We start from the raw sequence: 20,752 nt of genomic DNA on the forward strand, positions 1-20,752 counted from the left end.
GCCTTAAACATCTGGAACCACTGTCATCGTTCGGTCATCGATTTGTCATGGCAATCCCTTAGCGTCAACGGCTTTGAGAGGGAATGCCATGCTCGCCCCGGTCGCCGTCGCTGCTCCGTCGTTCACTGCCGTTTTGTTCGGACTGAGCGGTTGCCTTGTCGACTTCGGCGCCCAGGCGCGCACGCTGCTGGGCAGCGATGGTAGGTCACTGGCTTCCCGGGACGCCCAGCCATTCGCAGCGCTCGCGCCAGGTGCAATCAACGCCCTGAAGCATCTTAAACAGCACGGCATTCCCTGCGCCTGGCTCGATGAATACCCCTCCTCGATTACCGATCAGCTGGCGGCACCGCTCAGCACTCTGATTCTGCCCACTCCCGCGCCGACCCACCGTTGGCCTGCACCTGATGCGTGCTGGCAAGCGCTGATGACCCTGGGCGTGAAGCAACTGGACGGCTGCGTATTGGTGAGCGGCGATCCGCGTCTGATCATGGCGGGCATCAACGCAGGGCTGTGGACGGTCGGGCTGGCGTCTTGCGGCCCGCTGTGCGGTGTGTCGCCTGAGCAATGGGAGGCATTGAGCGATCTGGATCGCGAGCGCCGTCGCGGCCGAGCCACCCTCGAGCTGTATGCGGCCGGCGCACATTCAGTCATCGATCACTTGGGCGAGCTGGAGTCGTGTCTGGCGGATATCACCCTGCGCCGACAGAAGTCGGAGAAGCCTTGAGATGACTGAGGTCATGCACAGTGGCCTGGAGTGGATTAGTCTAGGGCGGTAAAGGACCTTTGCCTGCGTATTGCGGTCCATCGTGAGACCAATCAGATTAAGGAAGACCCCATGTCCGTCAGTGACTTGCAACTACAACTCGACAGCCTGAACCAGCAGCTGGAGCATAATCCTGATCTGACCGCAGAGGATCGCTCGAACCTGACCGAGGTCATGGAGCAAATCCAGGCGCAGATCGAACTCGAGACCGTCTCCCAAGACCCGAGCATTGCCGATGGCGTCAACCTGGCGGTCGAGCGTTTTGAGGTCGATCACCCGACCATCGCCGGTACGCTGCGCAATGTCCTGGTAACGCTGGGCAGCATGGGGATCTGATTCAGGCGTCTGCCGGCCCACCTGATTGAAGCAGGCCGGCTCGATTCTGCAGGAGCCGGCTTGCTGGCGAACGCAGTGAGTGCGTCAGTCACTCCTATCGCCTGAACATTCGGGCTCACCTGCAAGCCGGCACCTACAGATGGGGCAGCAATGCCTTACTGCCGCGCGAGACGCCCGTTTTCCAGCGTCAGCGCTTCCGTGCTGCGGTATGGGTTGATGTCCAGCCCGCCGCGGCGCACGTAACGCGCATACACCGTCAGCTTCTCCGGCTTCAGCAAACGCTGCAGGTCCATGAATATGCGTTCCACGCACTGCTCGTGGAAATCCGAATGCTGGCGGAAGCTGACGATGTAGGCCAGGAAACTTGCGTGATCCAGCGCTGCGCCACGGTATTCAACCGCGACGCTGCCCCAGTCCGGCTGGCTCGTCACCGGGCAGTTGGATTTGAGCAGATGACTGTGCAGCGCATCGTCCACCACGCGCGACTCATCGCAGCGCAGCAGCTCGGGTTGAGGGCGGTCGTAGCTTGAAATAGTCACGTCGAGGTCATCGACGCACACACCCGGCACCGAAACAATTCCCTCGGCCTCGATGTCCTTCAGGCTTCGAATGCGGACGCCAACCGGCTTGCCAGCCGCCGCCGACAGGTCCTTCTCCAGTGTGGCGATCAGCTCGGCTTCAGACGCAAAGGCGGTCTGATTGAGCGAGTTCAGGTACAGCTTGAACGACTTGGATTCGATGATATTGGCCGAGTCCGCCGCAATGCTGAACTCACCAATGGCCACCACCGGCTTGCCCGATGGCAGCAGCCAGGACAACTCATAGCAATTCCAGAAATCGACACCCTGATAAGGCAACGTCTCGGCCGTCAGGCCCAGTTCTGCCCATTTGGCAGCACGGGGAATCGGGAACAGCAGAGACGGGGTGTACGTGGCGATGTATTCGCTGGACTTGCCCAGCGGCGAGTGTTCGGCTGCGGGATGCATGGCGGGACCTGGACCTGAAAAAAGCGGCTGTTAAAAACCAAGGCCGCGAAGTTTATCGGGTTCGCTCCGGGTTTTCAGCGTTTACTGACTGATCGCCACCTTGCCGACCATGCCCGGCTCGAACAGCCCGCTATTGGGAGCGTCGTGCTTCATGGCCGCGGTGTCGTGCTCCGGGCCGTGCTCCCCCACCGTGCGTCGGCCCCAGATCCATCTGCTATTCGTAACGCAAGGCGTGGGCCGGCTGGATCTGCGCGGCGCGGTAAGCCGGGTAGATCGTTGCCAGAAAGCTGAGGATAAAGCCGGCACTGCAGATCAGCGCCACATCGCTGCCTTCGAGCTTCGACGGAAGATTGCTGATGAAATACACGTCCGAGGTGAAAATGTGCTGGCCTGTCACGCGCTCGACCCAGCCGACGATCTGACTGACGTTGATCGCTGCGACCACCCCCAGTACGCCGCCGATCACGGTGCCCACGATGCCGATGACGGTGCCCTGCACCATGAAGATGGTCATGATCTGGCTTGGGGTGGCGCCGATGGTGCGCAAGATCGCGATGTCGGCGCCCTTGTCATTCACCACCATGATCAGCGTGGCGATGATGTTGAACGCCGCCACGGCGACAATCATCAGCAGCAAAAGGCCGATCATGGTTTTTTCCATCTTCATCGCGCTGAACAGACTGCCCTGCGTGTGGGTCCAGTCATCCGCCTTGTAGTCCGCACCGAGTCCGGAGGCAATGGCCGTTGAAACCTGCGGCGCAGCGTACAAATCCGTCAGCGCCAGGCGCACGCCCTGCACCTGATTGGGCTGCCAGCGCTGGATGACGGCGGCATCGGCGACGTTGACCAGCGCCATTGAACCGTCCAGTTCGGCGCCGACCTTGAACACGCCCACCACCGTCAAGCGCTGCAGGCGCGGGGTGATGCCACCGGGGGCACTGCTGATTTCCGGAACGATCAGCGTCAGTTTATCGCCGACGTTCAGACGAAAGCGCCGGGCGGTGATTTCGCCGATCACCACACCAAATTCGCCCGCCTTCAAGTCCTGCAGGCGGCCCTGCACGATGTGCTGGGTGACGATGGAGACCTTGGACTCCAGGGCCGGATCGACGCCGTTGATCTGTATCGGCTGCATCGAGCCCTTGTACGACAGCATGCCGTCCATTTCAGTGAATGGCACGGCGGCAGTGACCTGTGGGTCTTTGAGCGATGCCCTGGCCGCCGGCTGCCAGTCGTCGAGCGGCTTGACGCCAGAGATCACCGCATGGGGGACCATGCCCAGAATCCGCGAACTCATTTCCTGCTGGAAACCGTTCATCACGGACAGCACCACGATCATCGCCAGCACGCCCAGCGCCAGCCCGATCATCGAGGTCATGGAAATGAACGAGATGAAGTGGTTGCGACGCTTGGCCCGCGTGTAGCGCGTACCGATAAAGATGGATAACGGTCTGAACATTCGTGGAGCACCGTAACTAAGCAGCTAAAAGTAAAAAACCGATGCCCGAATGGCATCGGTTGTGCGGGTCAGGCTTCGACCAGACGGCCTTCTTCAAGACGCCACACGCGGTCCATTTGCCGGGCGAGCGTCATGTCATGGGTCACCACCAGAAAGGCGGTGCGCGACGACGTGCTCAGCTCGAGCATCAGGTCCTGAATCCCTTGCGCCGTGTGAGAGTCAAGGTTGCCGGTGGGCTCGTCGAGCATGACCAGACCCGGCTGGTTGACCAGCGCGCGGGCAATCGCCACCCGTTGACGTTCGCCGCCGGACAGCTCCGACGGCTTGTGCGCCAGTCGATGCTTGAGCCCTACCCGCTCCAGCAGCGCGGTTGCACGCTGACGGGCTGCCGGAATCGGCGTCTTGCCGATCAGCAATGGCATGCAGACGTTTTCCAGCGCGGTGAACTCGGGCAGCAAGTGGTGGAACTGATAGACGAAGCCAAGGGCACGGTTGCGCAGCAGCCCGCGGGCCTTCTCGTTGAGCGCCGAAAGCTCTTCGCCCGCCAGCCAGACACTGCCTTCGGTGGGCGTGTCGAGGCCGCCAAGCAGGTTGAGCAAGGTACTTTTGCCCGACCCCGAGCTGCCGACGATCGCTACGCGTTCGCCCGGGTGCAACTCCAGTTGCAGGCCCGACAGGACGACCACGGATTCCGGACCTTCCTCGTAGGATTTGCCCAGGTTGCGGCAGCTCAGTACAGCTTTATCACTCATGCCCGACTCACTCATAACGTAGCGCCTCCGCCGGCTGGGTGCGCGCAGCACGCCAGGCTGGATACAGGGTGGCGAGAAAACTCAGGACCAGCGCCGCGCCACATACGAGCAGCACGTCCTGGGCCATCAATTGCGAAGGCAGATAGTCGATGAAGTAGACATCCGCGTTGAGAAACTTGTGACCGATCAGACCTTCCAGCGCCGAAATCGCCGAACTGACGTTGAGTGCCGCAAGAATGCCGACACCGGCGCCGATCAACGTTCCGACCACACCGATGACCGTGCCCTGGACCATGAAGATCGCCATGATCTGGCCCGGGGTCGCGCCCAGGGTACGCAGAATGGCGATGTCACCGCGCTTGTCGTTGACCACCATCACCAGCGTGGAAATGATGTTGAACGCCGCGACCGCCACGATCAGCAACAGCAACAGACCGATGATGGATTTCTCCATGCCGATCGCCTGATACAGGTTTCCGTGGGTGCGGGTCCAGTCGCGGGAGTAATACTGGTGCTCGCCGAGGTTCTGGGCGATGTCGTACGCCGTGCGCGGCGCCTTGAACAGATCGGTGAATTTCAGACGCAAGCCCTGCACCTGATCCGGCTTCCAGCGGTGCAGCCGCGCCAGGTCCTGCAGATTGGTGACGCCCAGGTAGCCGTCCAGCTCGCCAGCGCCGACATGAAAGATGCCGACCACGGTAAAGCGCTTCATGCGCGGGAACATGCCGGCAGGGGTCACGGTGACTTCGGGGGACACGAACGTGACTTTGTCGCCCATGCCGACACCGAGCTTGGTCGCGGCCTTGTCACCGATCACCACGCCAAAGCCGCCCGCGACCAGGTCGTCAAGGCTGCCCTGCTTCATGAAACCGTCGATGATCGACACCTTGCGCTCCTGCGCCGGGTCGATGGCATTGAGCAGGATCTTCTGCACATTGCCGTTGTTGGTCAGCAGGCCTTGCATCTGAGTGAACGGCGCAACGGCCTCGACCTGTTTGTTCTGTTTGACCCGGGAGGCCAGGGCCTGCCAGTCATTGATCGGCTCTCCGGACTCGATAGTAGCGTGGGGCACCATGCCCAGCACGCGGGTGCGCATCTCGTGGTCGAAGCCGTTCATGACCGAGAGCACGACGATCATCACGACCACGCCCAGGGCGAGGCCGATCATCGACGTCAGGGAAATGAAGGAGACAAAGTGATTACGGCGCTTTGCACGGGTGTAGCGCGTGCCGATGAATACAAAAAGAGGTCTGAACATTTAGGGGCTTGTTCGGAGGAATGGGAACGTCCTTGTGGCGGGCCTGGGCAAGCGGCTTTACACTCGGATCACCACCGGATCACGCTCGAAAAGCTGAGCTATGATTTTGAGCAATCACTCTGACAACCGCCGCTACCATGGGTTCGCCATGCCGACACTAGATGAAGAAGAACGCCGCGAATACTACCGTATCGAGGACAGCGTCGCACTGGAAATTAACCGCATCGCCGAGCCTGGCACGGGAGAGGAACCTGGCCATCACGACACGTCCACCCTCTTCGATCTGCTGAGCGAATTGCACGTCGCCGAGTTCGAATCCCAGCACTTGCTGCGCCAGCTGGATGATCGAGACCGCACTACCAACAGCTTCCTTCGAGCGATGAGCAAGCGCATCGATCTGCTCGGCCAAGTGGTGGCGCACACCGCACTGGGCAAGCTGGGCGCGCCGCAGCGCGTGATCATGTCCGAGGGTGGCCTGCAATTCGAAACCCCTCAGCCCTTCCAGCCCGGCACCCTGTTGTCGGTGAAAATGGTGCTGATGCCCCAGGCGTCGGGGATGATGCTGCGAGCCCGGGTGACGCAGTGCCATGCGTTGACCATCGGCGATTTTGACGTCGGCGCGGAGTGGATCGACCTCACTGACGCCCAGCGCCAATTGCTCGCCCGACACATCCTGCAACGTCAAGCCGCGCAGCGACGGCTGGCCCGTGAGCAGGCAGACCCCGACACCAAGCCAACCTGACCCCGGCACCCCTTATTTCAGCCCGACCTATTCCAGCGCCATGCGTACCAAGGAGTGATTGTGACCATTATTTACGGCCACCGCGGCGCCAAGGGCGAAGCACCGGAAAACACCCTGACCAGCTTTCAGGAATGCCTCAAACACGGCGTCAAACGCTGCGAACTGGATCTGCACCTGTCCCGCGATGGCGTGCTGATGGTGATCCATGACCCGACCCTCAAGCGCACCACCGACCGCCGCGGCAAGGTCGTCGAGCACGACGCCGCCGATCTCATGACCTACGACGCGCGCAAGGGCGGCCCCGGCTGGGTGCAGCCCTGCCCCATTCCCCGCCTGGAAGAACTGTTCGAGAAATGCGCCTTCGATCACTGGCAGCTTGAGGTCAAAAGCGCGTCACGCACCCGCGCGGCAACCACCGTGCTGGCCATTCGTGAAATGGCTCAGCGCCACGGACTGCTGGATAAAGTGACAATCACGTCGAGTTCCCGGGAAGTACTGCGCGCGGCGCTGGAGCTGACACCGGATATTTCGCGCGGGCTGGTGGCGGAATACGCCTGGCTTGACCCGCTGAAAGTGGCTCAAGGGTATGGATGCGAGATCCTCGCGCTGAACTGGACGCTGTGCACGCCCGAGCGCTTGAAGAAAGCCCAGAACCAAGGGCTGCATGTGTCGGTGTGGACAGTCAACGAGCCCGCGCTCATGCGCAGACTCGCCGACTTCGGCGTTGACAGCCTGATTACAGACTTTCCCGGTTTGGCCAGCGCCACCCTTGGGAAGTACTGAAATCGGTCTCCCCGGCCGGCTCAGGCCACCGGCCGGAGCCGCTCAAAAAAGCCGGTTCAGGCCGTCATATGCCGCTACCCGATAGGCCTCGGCCATGGTCGGGTAGTTAAACGTGGTGTTGACGAAGTACTTGATCGTGTTCGCCTCGCCGGGCTGGTTCATGATCGCCTGACCGATGTGCACGATCTCCGATGCCTGGTCGCCGAAGCAGTGCACGCCGAGGATCTGCAGCGTTTCGCGGTGAAACAGGATTTTCAGCATGCCAACCGGCTCGTGGGAAATCTGCGCGCGAGCCATGCTCTTGAAAAACGCCTTGCCCACTTCGTACGGGACTTTGGCCACGGTCAGGTCATGCTCGTTCTGACCGATGGAACTGATCTCGGGGATGGTGTAGATCCCGGTCGGCACGTCGTTGACGAAGCGCCACGCGCCGTTGTCGACCGCACTGCCCGACGCCGAACGACCCTGGTCATAGGCCGCGCTGGCCAGACTCGGCCAGCCGATCACGTCGCCAGCGCCATAAATGTTCGGCTGGCTGGTGCGATAGGCTTCGTCGACATCGATCTGCCCGCGACCGTTGGCCTTGATGCCGACGTTTTCCAGACCCAGCTTGTCGGTGTTGCCGGTACGGCCGTTACACCACAGCAAGGCGTCGGCCTTGACCTTTTTGCCGGACTTGAGGTGAAGGATCACCCCGTTGTCCAGCCCTTCAACGCGCTCGTATTCCTCGTTGTGGCGCACCATCACGTTGTTGTTGCTGAAGTGATAGCTCAGGCCTTGGGAGATTTCCGAGTCAAGGAAGCTCAGCAACTGGTCACGGTTGTCGATCAGTTCGATTTCTACACCGAGACCGCTGAAGATCGACGCGTATTCGCAACCAATAACCCCCGCGCCGTAGATGATCAATTTGCGCGGGGTGTGACCCAGACTGAGGATGGTGTCGCTGTCGTAGATGCGCTTGTGGGAGAAGTCGATATCGGCTGGGCGATAAGGCCGCGAGCCGGTGGCGATGATGATCTGGTTGGCGACCAGTTTTTCCACGACGCCGGTGTTGCATACCACGTCGATGCTGCGCTCGTCGGCGAAGCTGCCGGTGCCGAAGAACACGTCGACACGGTTGCGGGCGTAATAAGCGGTGCGTGATGCGACTTGCTTGTTGATGACCCTCTCGGCGTTCTTCAGGACGTCCGGGAAGGAAAACCAGCGTGGCTCACCGATGGCGCGGAACATCGGGTTGGTGTTGAACTGGATGATCTGTTTAACCGAGTGACGCAGGGCCTTCGACGGGATCGTGCCTAGGTGGGTGCAGTTGCCGCCGACCTGCCGACGGCTATCGACCATTGCCACCTTGCGCCCGGCCTTGGCGGCGTTCATCGCCGCACCTTCACCCGCCGGGCCCGAACCCAACACCACCACGTCATAGTTGTAGACAGCCATGCGTACTCCTCAGAACTGGCCGAGGCACCACTCTGGCGCCTCCGGCTGAATCATGCCGCCCGGGCGGCATGAAGGATCGAAACTCGCGGCGCAGTCTAGTCTCACCGAGGGCAAACGACCATTAACCCTTGGTCGCGTCCCTCGGCAGACCTCTCTGCGATGCTGCAGGTCGAGTGCTGGAAACCTCACTCGACTGCAGAATTGCTGCGGATGATAAATCCCTTGCGTGACGATTCCTAAAAAAATCGCACGCCCAGGCATCTGTCCCTACGGCGGCTCGAGGAATTCACTCGGCCAGATGCAGAAACAGACGTTGCGCCAGTTCCTTGCCGATGGCGCTGCGATAAATGCTCACCACTTCCTTGTTGTCCTTGGCCGCCTTGAGCATCGCCCTGTAACCCATCAGCCGCTGGTCCGGCAGTTTAAGGTGGGCGGCGGTGAAGGCATCCGAGGCCGCGTCCTCGTTGGCGTAGTGAAAATGCGCCCACCACAGCAGGTGGTCATCCTTGTCTCGGATCGCATATTCCTGCACGAAATCGTTGCGACGACTGCCCGACATGTTTTTTCGGCCGTCGACACGGGCAATGCGCACCTCATGTTGTCGATCCAGATAACTGACGCGACTGGCCGTCGGCGGCTGGCGCTTTATCATCTCGATACGCAGCTGACGTCCCTGCTCGCGAAATCGCTGTTCGGCGACACGCATTTCGTCCAGCAGGGGCTGTACTGATTCACCCTTGCCGTCTACCGCATGGGGATTTTCAAGATGAATCTGCAGCTTCTCCGCCAGCTCACCTAATTTGTCGGCCTTTTGCACCAGGATGTCTTCCATGTCCTCGGGCTCATTGGCACGGCGAGACTGGCGCACCGCGCTGGCAATCTCGGGCTCCACCCGATCCAGCAGGGCGCGGCCGCGACGCGTGAGTTCTGCCAGTGGGACGATGCTGTCGCGATTGACCGGCTTGCGTGGCTGTTCCTCGATTTCGACCCATTCCCCCTCCGCGTGCTGGAGGTACGCGCCGACCACCCGATCACCGGTGGCCGCCTTGACCTCAACGACCTCACCCAGTGAAGGCTCCTCGCCTTCACGCAGTCGGCCGATCAACGTGCGGTGCCCTCGGGTTTTGATTACCCGCTTGCGTGTCTGCTTGAGCCTCGGGACATATTCCGCAGGCGTCTCGGCGGGCTCCTCGCTCTCGCGGATCAGGTCCGAAAGCCGGTGCTCGGCGCGATCGGAAATCGCTGACAGATCCTCGAAAAATCGGTGAAAGTGCGGCGTATTGACCACCTCAGGCTCACTCTCGAACGCGGCCAGGGCGACAATCGAGGCCCGGTCATACTGCCTCAGCGAGCTTTCGAGCACATCGATCTGTTCGGCAATGGTGTAATCGTGCGGTTTTTCCAATTCCGCCTGAGACGTCAGCGCGGCATGCAGAGGGTCATCATTGAGCAGACGCTTCAGCGTCACCGCTTTGCGGGTATCCAGAATGCTCTCGGCACTTAAACACAATTCCAGGGACGACCACATTCGACTGGCGCGCCAATCGACCAGGGAGTACATCCGGCTCTTGTAAAACTCCAGCGCTTCCGTGCGCCAGTAGGCCTCACCGACTTTCGGCACGTCCCGCAGCCTCTGCCACAGCCCCTCCCTGATCAGGGCCCATTGCACCCCGCTCTCTTGCAACACCAGTGACTTCTCGAAAACCCCCAGATAGATCCCGACATTCTCGGCGGCGATCGCCCCGGACAACGCACGCATTCGGGCTGCCTCTTCTCTGGCCACAATCAGCATGTCGCGCAGCAGCACGCCCTCCAGCAGGCAGATCCGCCGGGCGATGCCTTGCAGGTCCCTGGCATAGGTTTTGTCAGGGGTGCGGTCGGCAGGACGTAGCGACTGGTCGAGTTCGTTCCTGCGGTCAATGATTTCCATCACCGCGCGGATATCTGTTTCAAGCAGCGCAATGACCTCATGGTGCCGTTCGAGCGGCATGGCATCGATACGGTTGTCGTTTTCCACTATCCGGATGTACAGATCGTTCTGGCGCTTGAGCAGCTCGGACTTCTCGGCGTTGACGCGTTTAAGCCGGGCAGCATTTTCCAGGGCCAGTTGCCGGGCGCTGCGCTTGGGGCCTCCGCCTCGCAGCCGCAGACCGAGGTCCAGACGCCAGACCTCACCCTCGCGCGTCAGCCAGGGCCCGGTGCGATCGAGGTTGTGGGGATGAACAATCTGCACGTCACCCTCGCCGACACGAACCATGAATACGGCGTTGTCGACGCGCGCATACCAGGCGCCGTCCCGCTCGTACAGACCTTGCGTGCCGGAGGCGTTCGAAGGCTCAGACAGCTCGGGCGGCGGGAGGATTTCGAACGACCGTAACGCGAGGGTCTGCCGGGTGGTCAGGTTCAGATCGGCTCGCGACCACGTGAAGTCCAGCCGGCTCCTCAGGCTGGTCGGCATGACAACGGGATCAGGCGCAGGGACTGGAATGATAGGGGTGGAAGGGATCGAGGGCGTCGATGCCCCCGTGAGTAGATTCGCCAGACTGGGGCGCACGGACTGGGCAGCGTGCTGGCGACCGGATCGGGCACCCTCGCCCAGCGAGCTGTGCAACAACAGCATCGCCACGGTCAGCAGCATATTGCCCATGGATTCAGTGCGTTCCCGTGCACCGCCGGTGCCGTCTGCAGCCAGCGCTCCTTGGACTTCGCTCAGGAATTGCACCAGCCACAGCCCGTGGCCGACCGGGCCCGAAATGAAAGGCATGACCGACTCCAGCGCCAGCCAGCCGCCGCGTTTGAGCAATGCCCAGCGGCTTTCGGCGTTGGAGGTGGACTGCCTCTCCGCCAGCTGGATCAGCGCGGACGCGTTGGCCCTGAACAGCGCAATCAGTGGATCACCCACTGCTTCATCGACCGCCAGCTGCGCAGGCGACGGGATTTCGAGGGGCGCGAAGTCAGAACCCTGGCCGAAGCGCACGACATGGGGCTGATCAAACCCGCCATTGGCATACACCTGGCGTGCATGGTCGGCCATCCAGATCAGCACTTCCTCCTGAAGCTCACCGGGTTCGACGATGGCCGCGCGCAGGGCTGCCCAGGATTCAAATTCGACCAGCGACTGAAGGGAAAACGGTCGGTACAGCACCACCGGCCCCCTGGAGGTATCGCGATCACTGATCACAAACATATTGGTGACTTCATCCGCCTGCGCCCCAACCGTGGCCCGGAAGGCCAGCGGACGAAGGGTCGTGTTGCGCAGCGCTGAAGGGCGCCGCTCCGGCGGCTGAACAAGGGCGGCAACACGCTGATAGGCGCTGTCACAAAAATGCCCCTCGCTACGCATTTTCAGCACCAGCGCCTGCAGTGGCAGTTGAGCGCGAAGCTGGTCGATGTACGCCGCCTGACGCTTGGCTGACTCTGCGGGGTCAGTCAGTAGCGCCCGTTTCAGCAGCGCCGGGTAGTGGCGCCCGATGTCCACCTGACACACCAGCAGCCGCAGGTAATCGGCGCTGAACCAGGCCGGCGCCGGGGTGCCGTCCCTGTGCACGATGTGCAGCGCACCGGAAGGCTCGCCGGACAGGTTTTCCAGGGCGAACTCGGCGAGGCTCATGCGTATCGGTTCGACCAGGCCCGAGGCGAACACCTGACCACCGCCGGGAATCGCGGCGGCGACCACTTTACGGATAACGACGTCCAGATCGGCGATCAGCAGATCCGCCGCCTCCGGGTGATCGGCGAGCATTTCGCGCTGCAGTTGCTGACTGGCGTAATCCAGCAACGGCGGAATGTCCTCGCTGAACGTGCTCTCCGCGCCCGCTGGAGCGCTCGCCAACGCAATCATTCGACGACTGAAATCCATGCGGTCGGCGACGCTGGCCTTGCGCAACCAGTCTGGAAGCATTTCGGGGCTTTCCAGGCCCGGAACGACGGGGAGCAAAAAAGGCGTGATGTCGGTAGCGGCGGCCATACGGCGATCGAGCTCGGCAAAATCCTCAGCGTCGGCGTGGTCCAGTCGAGCAACCTGCTGCAGCTGGAGGGCCAGCATCGACTGGGCCAGCGCATTGAACAGGTCACCCTCAACCTCGCGCAGCGTCCAGGCCTCGGCTTGGGTGGCTGATGGAGACGTACCGAGGCTGGCCATCAGATCAGCCAGCGAACCATGCCTGACGATGACACCCGGCGACTGCCAAGTGAAAAACATCTCCTTGCCGCCCCAGACACCGGTCGCCGCCAGCACGGGCAGCACTGACACCGGGTTTGAAGCGTCCACCGCCTGAGGGATGCAGGCGCGAATGACAGGGTCCGGATGGGCCCCGTCGATACTCAGCATGAAATTGCGCTGGGTCTGGTCGGAAAAGGACGCGATGGGACGCAGAAAGTCGTCCTCGTCAGCCTGCAAACCCGGTATGTCGTCCAGCGCCTTCAGATAGCCCTTCTTCAATGCATCGGCAAGCTGTGCCCATGGGGTTTGTCCCTCTGCCGCCGGCGTTCCCCAGAAATCCACCAGCGTCTGCCGAAACTGCTCGTTCAGCTCCAGAGCAACCGTATCCACCAGAATGTTCAGCTGATCAAAATCGATCGGCGTCGGGGTCGAACCTTGAGTGGCGGGATCGATGACCAGTGTGTTGACCCCGGAACGCCAGCGTGGCGTCTTGCCCGTCAGGAATGCCTGTTGCAGATTTCTGAACAGCGTTTCCGCGCGCTGACTGCCGTCAGAGGCGGCTCGGGTGATGACGCAAATCTCGGGATCGATTTCAACGTTCGGGAATTGTTGCTGCAGTGCGGAACGCAGCTGCTTGATCGCGACGTCATGCAGCGTAGGTCGCAGGGAAACCCCAGCGATCAGATGAAGGGTTGAGCTCATTGGCCAGTTAACTCGTGCAATGGATTGAGGATCGCTCAGGGGCCTGTCAGGCACTGAGAGAATTTGCGAGGAGTTAAACCGGGAATAAGCCCATCGATGGGATACATAAATATTGTTTTCACACGGGCTCAGCGGGAGGTCCGTGGTCGATGGGCGGGGCGTTCTGATTGCCAACCGCCAGCTTTACACATATCGTTACAAATCTGCGGCACGCGAGGCCAGGCTCGGGCGCCGCAGCAGAGGACGCATAAATACAACGGATCCCCCCAGCTAGACAGCTTAAGTGAGTAATTCCAGATGGCCTCGACCCCAGGCAAAGGCAAGGCGATATTTCGCGTTGTCAGCGGCAACTTCCTTGAAATGTTTGACTTCATGGTCTATGGCTTCTACGCCACGGCTATCGCCAAAACCTTCTTCCCCGCTGACAGTGAATTCGCATCGCTGATGCTGTCGCTGGCCACTTTCGGCGCCGGCTTCCTCATGCGCCCGCTGGGTGCCATCTTCCTCGGTGCATACATCGACCACCACGGCCGGAAAAAAGGCCTGGTGATTACCTTGGCGATGATGGCCATGGGTACGGTATTGATCGCATGCGTGCCGGGCTACGCGACCTTGGGCGTCGCCGCGCCGCTGCTGGTGCTGATCGGGCGTCTGCTGCAAGGCTTCTCGGCCGGGGTTGAGCTGGGCGGTGTGTCGGTGTACCTGGCGGAGATTTCCACGCCGGGCCGCAAGGGCTTCTTCGTTAGCTGGCAGTCGGCTAGCCAACAGGCGGCAGTGGTTTTCGCCGGTCTTTTGGGTGTTGGCCTGAACCACTGGCTGAGCCCGGAAGACATGGGTCAATGGGGCTGGCGTGTGCCGTTCCTGATCGGCTGCCTGATCGTTCCGGCGATCTTCGTGATTCGCCGTTCGCTGGAAGAAACCCCCGAGTTCGAAGCTCGTGCCCAACACCACCGCCCAAGCCTGGGCGAAGTGGTCAAGTCGATCGGTCAGAACTTCGGTCTGGTCATCGCCGGCATGGCGCTGGTGGTCATGACCACCGTGTCGTTTTACCTGATTACCGCTTACACCCCGACGTTCGGCAAAAACGAGCTGCACCTGTCTGATCTGGACAGCCTGCTGGTAACGGTCTGCGTGGGTATTTCCAACTTCATCTGGCTGCCGGTGATGGGCGCACTGTCGGACCGGATCGGCCGCAAGCCTCTGCTGCTGGCGGCGACCATTCTGGCGATCATCACGGCGTACCCTGCCCTGTCCTGGCTGACCGCCAACCCGAGCTTCGGCAACCTGCTGATGGTCGAGCTGTGGCTGTCCTTCCTGTACGGCTCGTACAACGGCGCGATGGTGGTTTCCCTGACCGAAATCATGCCGGTCGAAGTGCGTACCACCGGCTTCTCCCTGGCTTACAGCCTGGCGACCGCGACGTTCGGCGGTTTCACGCCGGCGGCCTGTACCTACCTGATTCACGTGCTGGACAACAAAGCCGCACCGGGCATCTGGCTAAGTGGCGCGGCAGTGCTGGGCCTGATCGCCACGCTGGTGCTGTTCCGCAAGGGTCAGACGCGGATTCAAGGCGTGACAGCGGTCGGCTGATCGTCGAGGGCTATAAGCGACAAGCGGCAAGCTTCAAGCAGCAAGTAAAAACAAAAACGCCCCGAACCAGTCAGGGCGTTTTTTAACTTCGCAGTTCAGCTTGCAGCTTGAGGCTTACCGCTTACCGCTGTTTTCAACCTACTTCGGGAAAGCCGGCGGATTGACCCCGGTCATTTCTTCCATCACGCGGACCACCTGGCAGCTGTAGCCAAACTCGTTGTCGTACCAGACGTACAGCACAACGCGGTTATCCATGGCGATAGTCGCTTCAGCATCGACGACGCCGGCGTAACGCGAGCCGACGAAGTCGGTGGAGACCACTTCCAGGGAGTTCACGAAGTCGATCTGTTTGTGCAGATCGGAATACAGCGCGGTGTGGCGCAGGTACTCGTTCATCTCTTCGCGGGTGGTGGCCGTCCCCAGGTTCAGGTTGAGGATGGCCATCGAGACGTTTGGCGTTGGAACGCGGATCGCGTTGCCGGTCAACTTGCCAGCCAGCTCCGGCAGCGCCTTCGCTGCGGCGGTCGCCGCGCCGGTTTCGGTGATAACCATGTTCAGCGCGGCGCTGCGGCCACGGCGATCGCCCTTGTGGAAGTTGTCGATCAGGTTCTGGTCGTTGGTGTACGAGTGAACCGTTTCCACGTGACCGTTGACGATGCCGAACTTGTCGTTGACTGCCTTGAGCACCGGCACGATGGCGTTGGTGGTGCAGGATGCCGCGGAGATGATCTTGTCATCGGCGGTGATTTGCTGGTGGTTGATGCCGTGCACGATGTTCTTCAGCTTGCCCTTGCCCGGTGCGGTCAGGACCACGCGATCGATACCCGGGCATTGCAGGTGCTGGCCCAGGCCGTCGGCGTCACGCCATACGCCGGTGTTGTCAACCAGCAGCGCGTCCTTGATACCGTATTGGGTGTAATCCACCTCGGCCGGGTTCTTGGCGTAGATCACCTGAATCAGGTTGCCGTTGGCGCAGATGGTGTTGTTGGCTTCATCGATGGTGATGGTGCCGTCGAAAGGACCGTGGACCGAGTCACGGCGCAGCAGGCTTGCGCGCTTGACCAGATCGTTTTCAGCGCCCTTGCGGACCACGATGGCGCGCAGACGCAGGCCGTCGCCGCCACCGGTTTTTTCGATCAGGATGCGTGCCAGCAGACGACCGATGCGACCGAAGCCGTACAGCACGACGTCAGTGCCTTTGCGCTCGCCGGAGTTCTGCTGACCGATGATTTCGGCCATTTCTTCGCGGACGAACTCTTCAGGGGTGCGGCCATTGGCCTCGGCCTTGTACTTGACCGCCAGCTTGCCCAGGTCCACCGAAGCGGCGCCCAGTTTGAGCTCGCTCATGGCTTTGACGAGGGGGAATGTCTCGTGTACGGACAACTCGCTGGCGTCGGCCTGGCGGTGACGCGCAAAGCGGTGTGCTTTGAGAATCGCGATGACTGAACGGTTGATCAGGCTGCGGCCATAGATCGAACTCACCACATTATTATTGCGGTAGAGCTGACCGATAAGCGGGATCATCGCCTCGGCGAGGGCTTCACGATCGATCCATTCACCAAGACACTGGTCGGGCTTCTGAGTCACGGGAACCTTCCACATGTAGGGGCTGAAAAAAGGGACTACATTATGCACAGGCCTTTGTTTATGAGCAATCCAGACTTTCCACGACCTGGAGCACTACATAATTGCGAGCGCACAAAACTGACAGCGTCTCTGCGGATTAGTTACACTCCCCGGCTTTGCCGCAACGCCTGGAGCTTTAACTTCCGTGCCCGTTCTGCGCCTACCGATTCTGCCTGCTGCAGCAGGCAAACAACATTGGGGTAACCTCCCCGGTGCCGCCCTGAGTCTCGCCATTGCCGAGGCTGCCAGCGCCGCGAAACGCTTCACTCTGCTGCTCACCGCAGACAGCCAGAGCGCCGAGCGCCTGGAACAGGAACTGAAGTTTTTCGCCCCCGAGCTCCCGGTGCTGCATTTCCCCGATTGGGAAACCCTGCCCTACGACCTGTTTTCGCCCCATCAGGACATCATCTCCCAGCGCATCGCCAGCCTTTACCGGCTGCCGGAGCTGGTGCACGGCGTGGTGGTGGTGCCGATCACTACCGCCCTGCACCGTCTGGCGCCGACCAGTTTCCTGCTGGGCAGCAGCCTGGTCCTCGACGTGGGCCAGAAGCTCGACGTCGACGCCATGCGCACCCGCCTTGAAGCCAGCGGTTATCGTTACGTTGACACGGTGTACGAGCACGGTGAGTTCACCGTCCGTGGCGCGCTGATCGACCTGTTTCCGATGGGCAGCAAATTGCCTTACCGCATCGACCTGTTCGATGACGAGATCGAAACCCTGCGCACCTTCGAGCCAGAAACCCAGCGCTCCATCGACAAGGTCGATTCGGTGCGTCTGTTACCGGCGAAGGAATTCCCGCTGCAGAAGGAAGCGGTGACACGCTTCAAGGCGCGCTTCCGCGAACGCTTTGACGTGGACTTCCGGCGCAGCCCGATCTTCCAGGACTTGAACAGTGGCATCACGCCCGCGGGTATCGAGTACTACATCCCGTTGTTCTTCGAAGAAACCTCGACGCTGTTCGACTACCTGCCCCAGGACACCCAGGTGTTCTCGATGCCAGGGATCGAAGCGGCGGCCGAGACCTTCTGGAAGGACGTGCGCAACCGCTATGAAGAACGCCGGGTCGATCCCGAGCGGCCGTTGCTGCCGCCGGCCGAGCTGTTCCTGCCGGTAGACGATTGCTTTGCCCGCCTGAAAAACTGGCCCCGTGTGGTCGCGAGCCAGGACGACGTCGAAAGCGGTGTCGGTCGCGAGCGTTTTCCGGCGCAGGTCCTGCCGGATCTGGCCATCGAAGCCAAAGCAAATCAACCGCTGGCGGCGCTGTCGAAGTTCCTCGGCGAGTTCCCGGGACGCGTGCTGTTTACTGCCGAATCCGCCGGTCGCCGTGAAGTGTTGCTGGAGCTGCTCGAACGCCTGAAGCTGCGCCCGAAAACCCTGGACAGCTGGCAGGAGTTCGTCGACAGCAAGGAGCGTCTGGCGATCACCATCGCCCCGTTGGACGAAGGCCTGGTGCTGGAAGAGCCGGCGCTGGCGCTGGTGGCGGAAAGCCCGTTGTTCGGCCAGCGGGTGATGCAGCGTCGTCGTCGCGACAAGCGCGCCGACAGTCACGCCAGCGATGCCGTGATCAAGAACCTGGCCGAGCTGCGTGAAGGCGCCCCGGTGGTGCACATCGACCACGGGGTCGGCCGTTACCTGGGGCTGGCAACGCTGGAGGTAGAGAACCAGGTCGCCGAGTTCCTCATGCTGGCCTACGCCGAGGAAGCCAAGCTGTACGTGCCGGTGGCCAACCTGCACCTGATCGCTCGCTACACCGGCAGCGATGACGAGCTTGCGCCCCTGCACCGTCTGGGTTCCGAAGCCTGGCAGAAAGCCAAGCGCAAGGCCGCCGAACAGGTGCGCGATGTGGCCGCCGAGCTGCTCGACATCTATGCCCGCCGCGCAGCGCGCGAAGGGTATGCCTTCGCCGATCCGAAGCTTGACTACGACACCTTCAGCGCCGGCTTCCCGTTCGAAGAAACCCCGGATCAGCAGACCACCATCGAGGCCGTGCGCGCTGACATGCTCGCGCCCAAGCCCATGGACCGTCTGGTCTGCGGCGACGTCGGTTTCGGCAAGACCGAAGTGGCCATGCGCGCGGCGTTCATCGCCGTGCACGGCGGCCGCCAGGTGGCGATTCTGGTGCCGACCACCCTTCTCGCTCAGCAGCACTACAACAGTTTCCGCGACCGCTTCGCTGACTGGCCGGTGACGGTCGAAGTCATGAGCCGCTTCAAATCGGCGAAAGAAATCAATGCGGCCGTGGCCGATCTGGCTGAGGGCAAGATTGACATCGTCATCGGCACCCACAAGTTGCTGCAGGACGACGTCAAGATCAAAAACCTGGGGCTGGTGATCATCGACGAAGAGCACCGCTTCGGTGTGCGTCAGAAGGAACAGCTCAAGGCCCTGCGCAGCGAGGTCGACATTCTGACCCTCACCGCGACGCCGATCCCGCGCACTCTGAATATGGCCGTGGCCGGCATGCGTGACCTGTCGATCATCGCCACCCCGCCGGCGCGTCGTCTGTCGGTGCGCACCTTCGTCATGGAGCAGAACAAGCCGACCGTCAAAGAGGCGTTGCTGCGTGAGTTGCTGCGCGGCGGTCAGGTGTACTACCTGCACAACGACGTAAAGACCATCGAAAAATGCGCGGCGGACCTGGCCGAACTGGTGCCGGAAGCGCGCATTGGCATCGGCCACGGGCAGATGCACGAGCGCGATCTCGAACAGGTGATGAGCGACTTCTACCACAAGCGTTTCAACGTGCTGATTGCTTCGACCATCATCGAGACCGGCATCGACGTGCCGAGCGCCAACACCATCATCATTGAGCGCGCCGACAAGTTCGGTCTGGCCCAGCTGCACCAGCTGCGCGGCCGGGTCGGGCGCAGTCACCACCAGGCGTACGCCTACCTGCTGACGCCGCCGCGCAAGCAGATCACCCCGGATGCCGAGAAGCGTCTGGAGGCGATCGCCAACACCCAGGACCTCGGCGCAGGCTTCGTGCTCGCCACCAACGACCTGGAAATCCGGGGCGCCGGCGAGCTGCTCGGCGACGGCCAGAGCGGGCAGATTCAGGCGGTGGGTTTCACCCTGTACATGGAAATGCTCGAACGCGCGGTGAAGTCGATCCGCAAGGGCGAGCAGCCCAACCTCGACCAGCCGCTGGGTGGCGGTCCCGAGGTGAACCTACGGGTGCCGGGGCTGATTCCGGAAGCCTATCTGCCGGACGTGCACACGCGCCTGATTCTGTACAAGCGCATCGCTAACGCCGCCGACGAAGAGGGCCTCAAGGACCTGCAGGTCGAGATGATCGACCGCTTCGGTCTGTTGCCCGAGCCCACCAAGAATCTGGTGCGCCTGACGTCGCTGAAGCTCAAGGCCGAGCAACTGGGCATCAAGAAAGTCGACGCCGGGCCACAGGGTGGGCGCATCGAATTCGCGGCGGAAACCCCGGTCGACCCGCTGACACTGATCAAGCTGATCCAGAGCCAGCCCAAACGCTACAAGTTCGAAGGCGCCACGCTGTTCAAATTCATGGTGCCGATGGAGCGTCCCGAGGAACGCTTCGCCACGCTGGAGGCGCTGTTCGAACGCTTGACCCCACCGCCATCCAAAAAATCGGCTTAAGGATTCACCATGGGTTTGATCCGCTCCTTCACCCTGCTGCTGGTGCTGTTTGCCCCGGCGGCCTTCGCCGATGGCACCTATCAGGTGGAACTGATCCTGTTCCGCCAGAACGGCGAACCGGCGGCGACCAATCAACCCGCGCCGGAAGACTGGGCCGGCGGGGCGCAACCACTGGACGCGGACAGACAGACGCCCACAGCGCTCGACACGCTGGCGAACAAGCTGGAATCAAGCGACGGCTATAAAGTGCTGCTGCACACCGCCTGGCAACAGGACCTCAGCGCCACCCCGAGCAAGGTGGCGATCAGCGACGGTCAGGAACAGTTCGGCCACTTCCCCATTGAGGGCACCGTAAGCCTGGGTCTGGCGCGCTTTACCGACATCGATGCGAACTTCTGGGTCAACCAGTTGGACAGCCACGGCGTGCTGGTGACCAGCGAGCGCATGCGTCAGGCGACCCGGGTCAGAAACGGAGAACTCACCTATATGGACAACGGAAGCCTCGCCCTGCTGATCAAGGTTTCTCCTGTCCAGCCATCCCGTTGA

General features: G+C 61.6%; 14 protein-coding genes. 7 read left to right on the forward strand and 7 right to left on the reverse strand.

Annotated elements, in window-relative coordinates; all coding sequences use genetic code 11:
- Nucleotides 1-88: 88 nt before the first annotated feature.
- Together pcrP and AC0Z8Z_RS04635 are read left to right on the forward strand one after the other, a co-directional pair.
- Nucleotides 89-724 carry an HAD superfamily inactivated hydrolase PcrP gene (gene pcrP / locus AC0Z8Z_RS04630; protein WP_485618081.1) on the forward strand — a complete coding sequence of 212 codons (636 nt, stop codon included), beginning with the start codon at nucleotides 89-91 and terminating at the stop codon, nucleotides 722-724.
- A gap of 111 nt (nucleotides 725-835) precedes the next feature.
- A complete protein-coding gene (locus AC0Z8Z_RS04635; RefSeq protein WP_122538041.1) occupies nucleotides 836-1,099 on the forward strand; it encodes a DUF4404 family protein in 264 nt (87 codons plus the stop codon).
- 155 nt (nucleotides 1,100-1,254) lie between these two features.
- On the opposite strand, the gene queF is transcribed toward AC0Z8Z_RS04635, so the two are convergent.
- The 4 genes from queF to AC0Z8Z_RS04655 form a co-directional block, all read right to left on the reverse strand.
- Nucleotides 1,255-2,085, reverse strand: a complete 831-nt coding sequence (gene queF, locus AC0Z8Z_RS04640) for an NADPH-dependent 7-cyano-7-deazaguanine reductase QueF (protein ID WP_122624660.1) — start codon at nucleotides 2,083-2,085, stop codon at nucleotides 1,255-1,257.
- Between the two features lie 214 nt (nucleotides 2,086-2,299).
- Nucleotides 2,300-3,544 (reverse strand): lipoprotein-releasing ABC transporter permease subunit, encoded by a 1,245-nt coding sequence (locus AC0Z8Z_RS04645; protein WP_485618083.1) that lies wholly within the window; start codon nucleotides 3,542-3,544, stop codon nucleotides 2,300-2,302.
- Nucleotides 3,545-3,612: 68 nt separating this feature from the next.
- A complete protein-coding gene (gene lolD, locus AC0Z8Z_RS04650; RefSeq protein WP_485618085.1) occupies nucleotides 3,613-4,296 on the reverse strand; it encodes a lipoprotein-releasing ABC transporter ATP-binding protein LolD in 684 nt (227 codons plus the stop codon).
- Nucleotides 4,297-4,303: 7 nt separating this feature from the next.
- Nucleotides 4,304-5,554: a lipoprotein-releasing ABC transporter permease subunit gene (locus AC0Z8Z_RS04655; protein ID WP_122538033.1), complete on the reverse strand. Its 1,251-nt coding sequence runs from the start codon at nucleotides 5,552-5,554 to the stop codon at nucleotides 4,304-4,306.
- Nucleotides 5,555-5,702: 148 nt separating this feature from the next.
- Between AC0Z8Z_RS04655 and AC0Z8Z_RS04660 the strand changes: the two genes are divergently transcribed.
- On the forward strand, nucleotides 5,703-6,296 hold the full coding sequence (locus AC0Z8Z_RS04660; RefSeq protein ID WP_122538661.1) for a PilZ domain-containing protein: 594 nt from the start codon (nucleotides 5,703-5,705) through the stop codon (nucleotides 6,294-6,296).
- Between the two features lie 60 nt (nucleotides 6,297-6,356).
- Nucleotides 6,357-7,079, forward strand: coding sequence for a glycerophosphodiester phosphodiesterase (locus AC0Z8Z_RS04665; RefSeq protein WP_485618088.1), 723 nt, complete (start codon nucleotides 6,357-6,359; stop codon nucleotides 7,077-7,079).
- A 42-nt stretch (nucleotides 7,080-7,121) separates the two neighbouring features.
- Here the strand turns inward: AC0Z8Z_RS04665 and sthA are convergent, their stop codons facing one another.
- Together sthA and AC0Z8Z_RS04675 are read right to left on the reverse strand one after the other, a co-directional pair.
- Nucleotides 7,122-8,516, reverse strand: coding sequence for a Si-specific NAD(P)(+) transhydrogenase (gene sthA / locus AC0Z8Z_RS04670; protein WP_172611642.1), 1,395 nt, complete (start codon nucleotides 8,514-8,516; stop codon nucleotides 7,122-7,124).
- 286 nt (nucleotides 8,517-8,802) lie between these two features.
- Complete coding sequence (locus AC0Z8Z_RS04675; RefSeq protein WP_485618090.1) at nucleotides 8,803-13,380, reverse strand: dermonecrotic toxin domain-containing protein; 4,578 nt, start codon at nucleotides 13,378-13,380, stop codon at nucleotides 8,803-8,805.
- A gap of 297 nt (nucleotides 13,381-13,677) precedes the next feature.
- Here AC0Z8Z_RS04675 and tcuC point away from each other — a divergent pair, with 297 nt between their 5' ends.
- Entirely contained in the window at nucleotides 13,678-14,970 is a 1,293-nt protein-coding gene (gene tcuC / locus AC0Z8Z_RS04680) for an MFS transporter (protein WP_122538025.1), read from the forward strand.
- Between the two features lie 138 nt (nucleotides 14,971-15,108).
- Here the strand turns inward: tcuC and AC0Z8Z_RS04685 are convergent, their stop codons facing one another.
- Nucleotides 15,109-16,572: a glyceraldehyde-3-phosphate dehydrogenase gene (locus AC0Z8Z_RS04685; RefSeq protein ID WP_172611639.1), complete on the reverse strand. Its 1,464-nt coding sequence runs from the start codon at nucleotides 16,570-16,572 to the stop codon at nucleotides 15,109-15,111.
- A gap of 169 nt (nucleotides 16,573-16,741) precedes the next feature.
- On the opposite strand from AC0Z8Z_RS04685, the gene mfd reads away from it, so the two are divergent.
- Together mfd and AC0Z8Z_RS04695 are read left to right on the forward strand one after the other, a co-directional pair.
- Nucleotides 16,742-20,206 carry a transcription-repair coupling factor gene (mfd, locus tag AC0Z8Z_RS04690; protein WP_485618092.1) on the forward strand — a complete coding sequence of 1,155 codons (3,465 nt, stop codon included), beginning with the start codon at nucleotides 16,742-16,744 and terminating at the stop codon, nucleotides 20,204-20,206.
- A gap of 9 nt (nucleotides 20,207-20,215) precedes the next feature.
- The gene (locus tag AC0Z8Z_RS04695; RefSeq protein WP_485618094.1) at nucleotides 20,216-20,752 is read left to right on the forward strand and encodes a CsiV family protein; all 537 of its coding nucleotides are present in this window, start codon (nucleotides 20,216-20,218) and stop codon (nucleotides 20,750-20,752) included.

The sequence above is a fragment of the Pseudomonas sp. 1L-C-7-B-C1 genome (genome assembly GCF_057291635.1).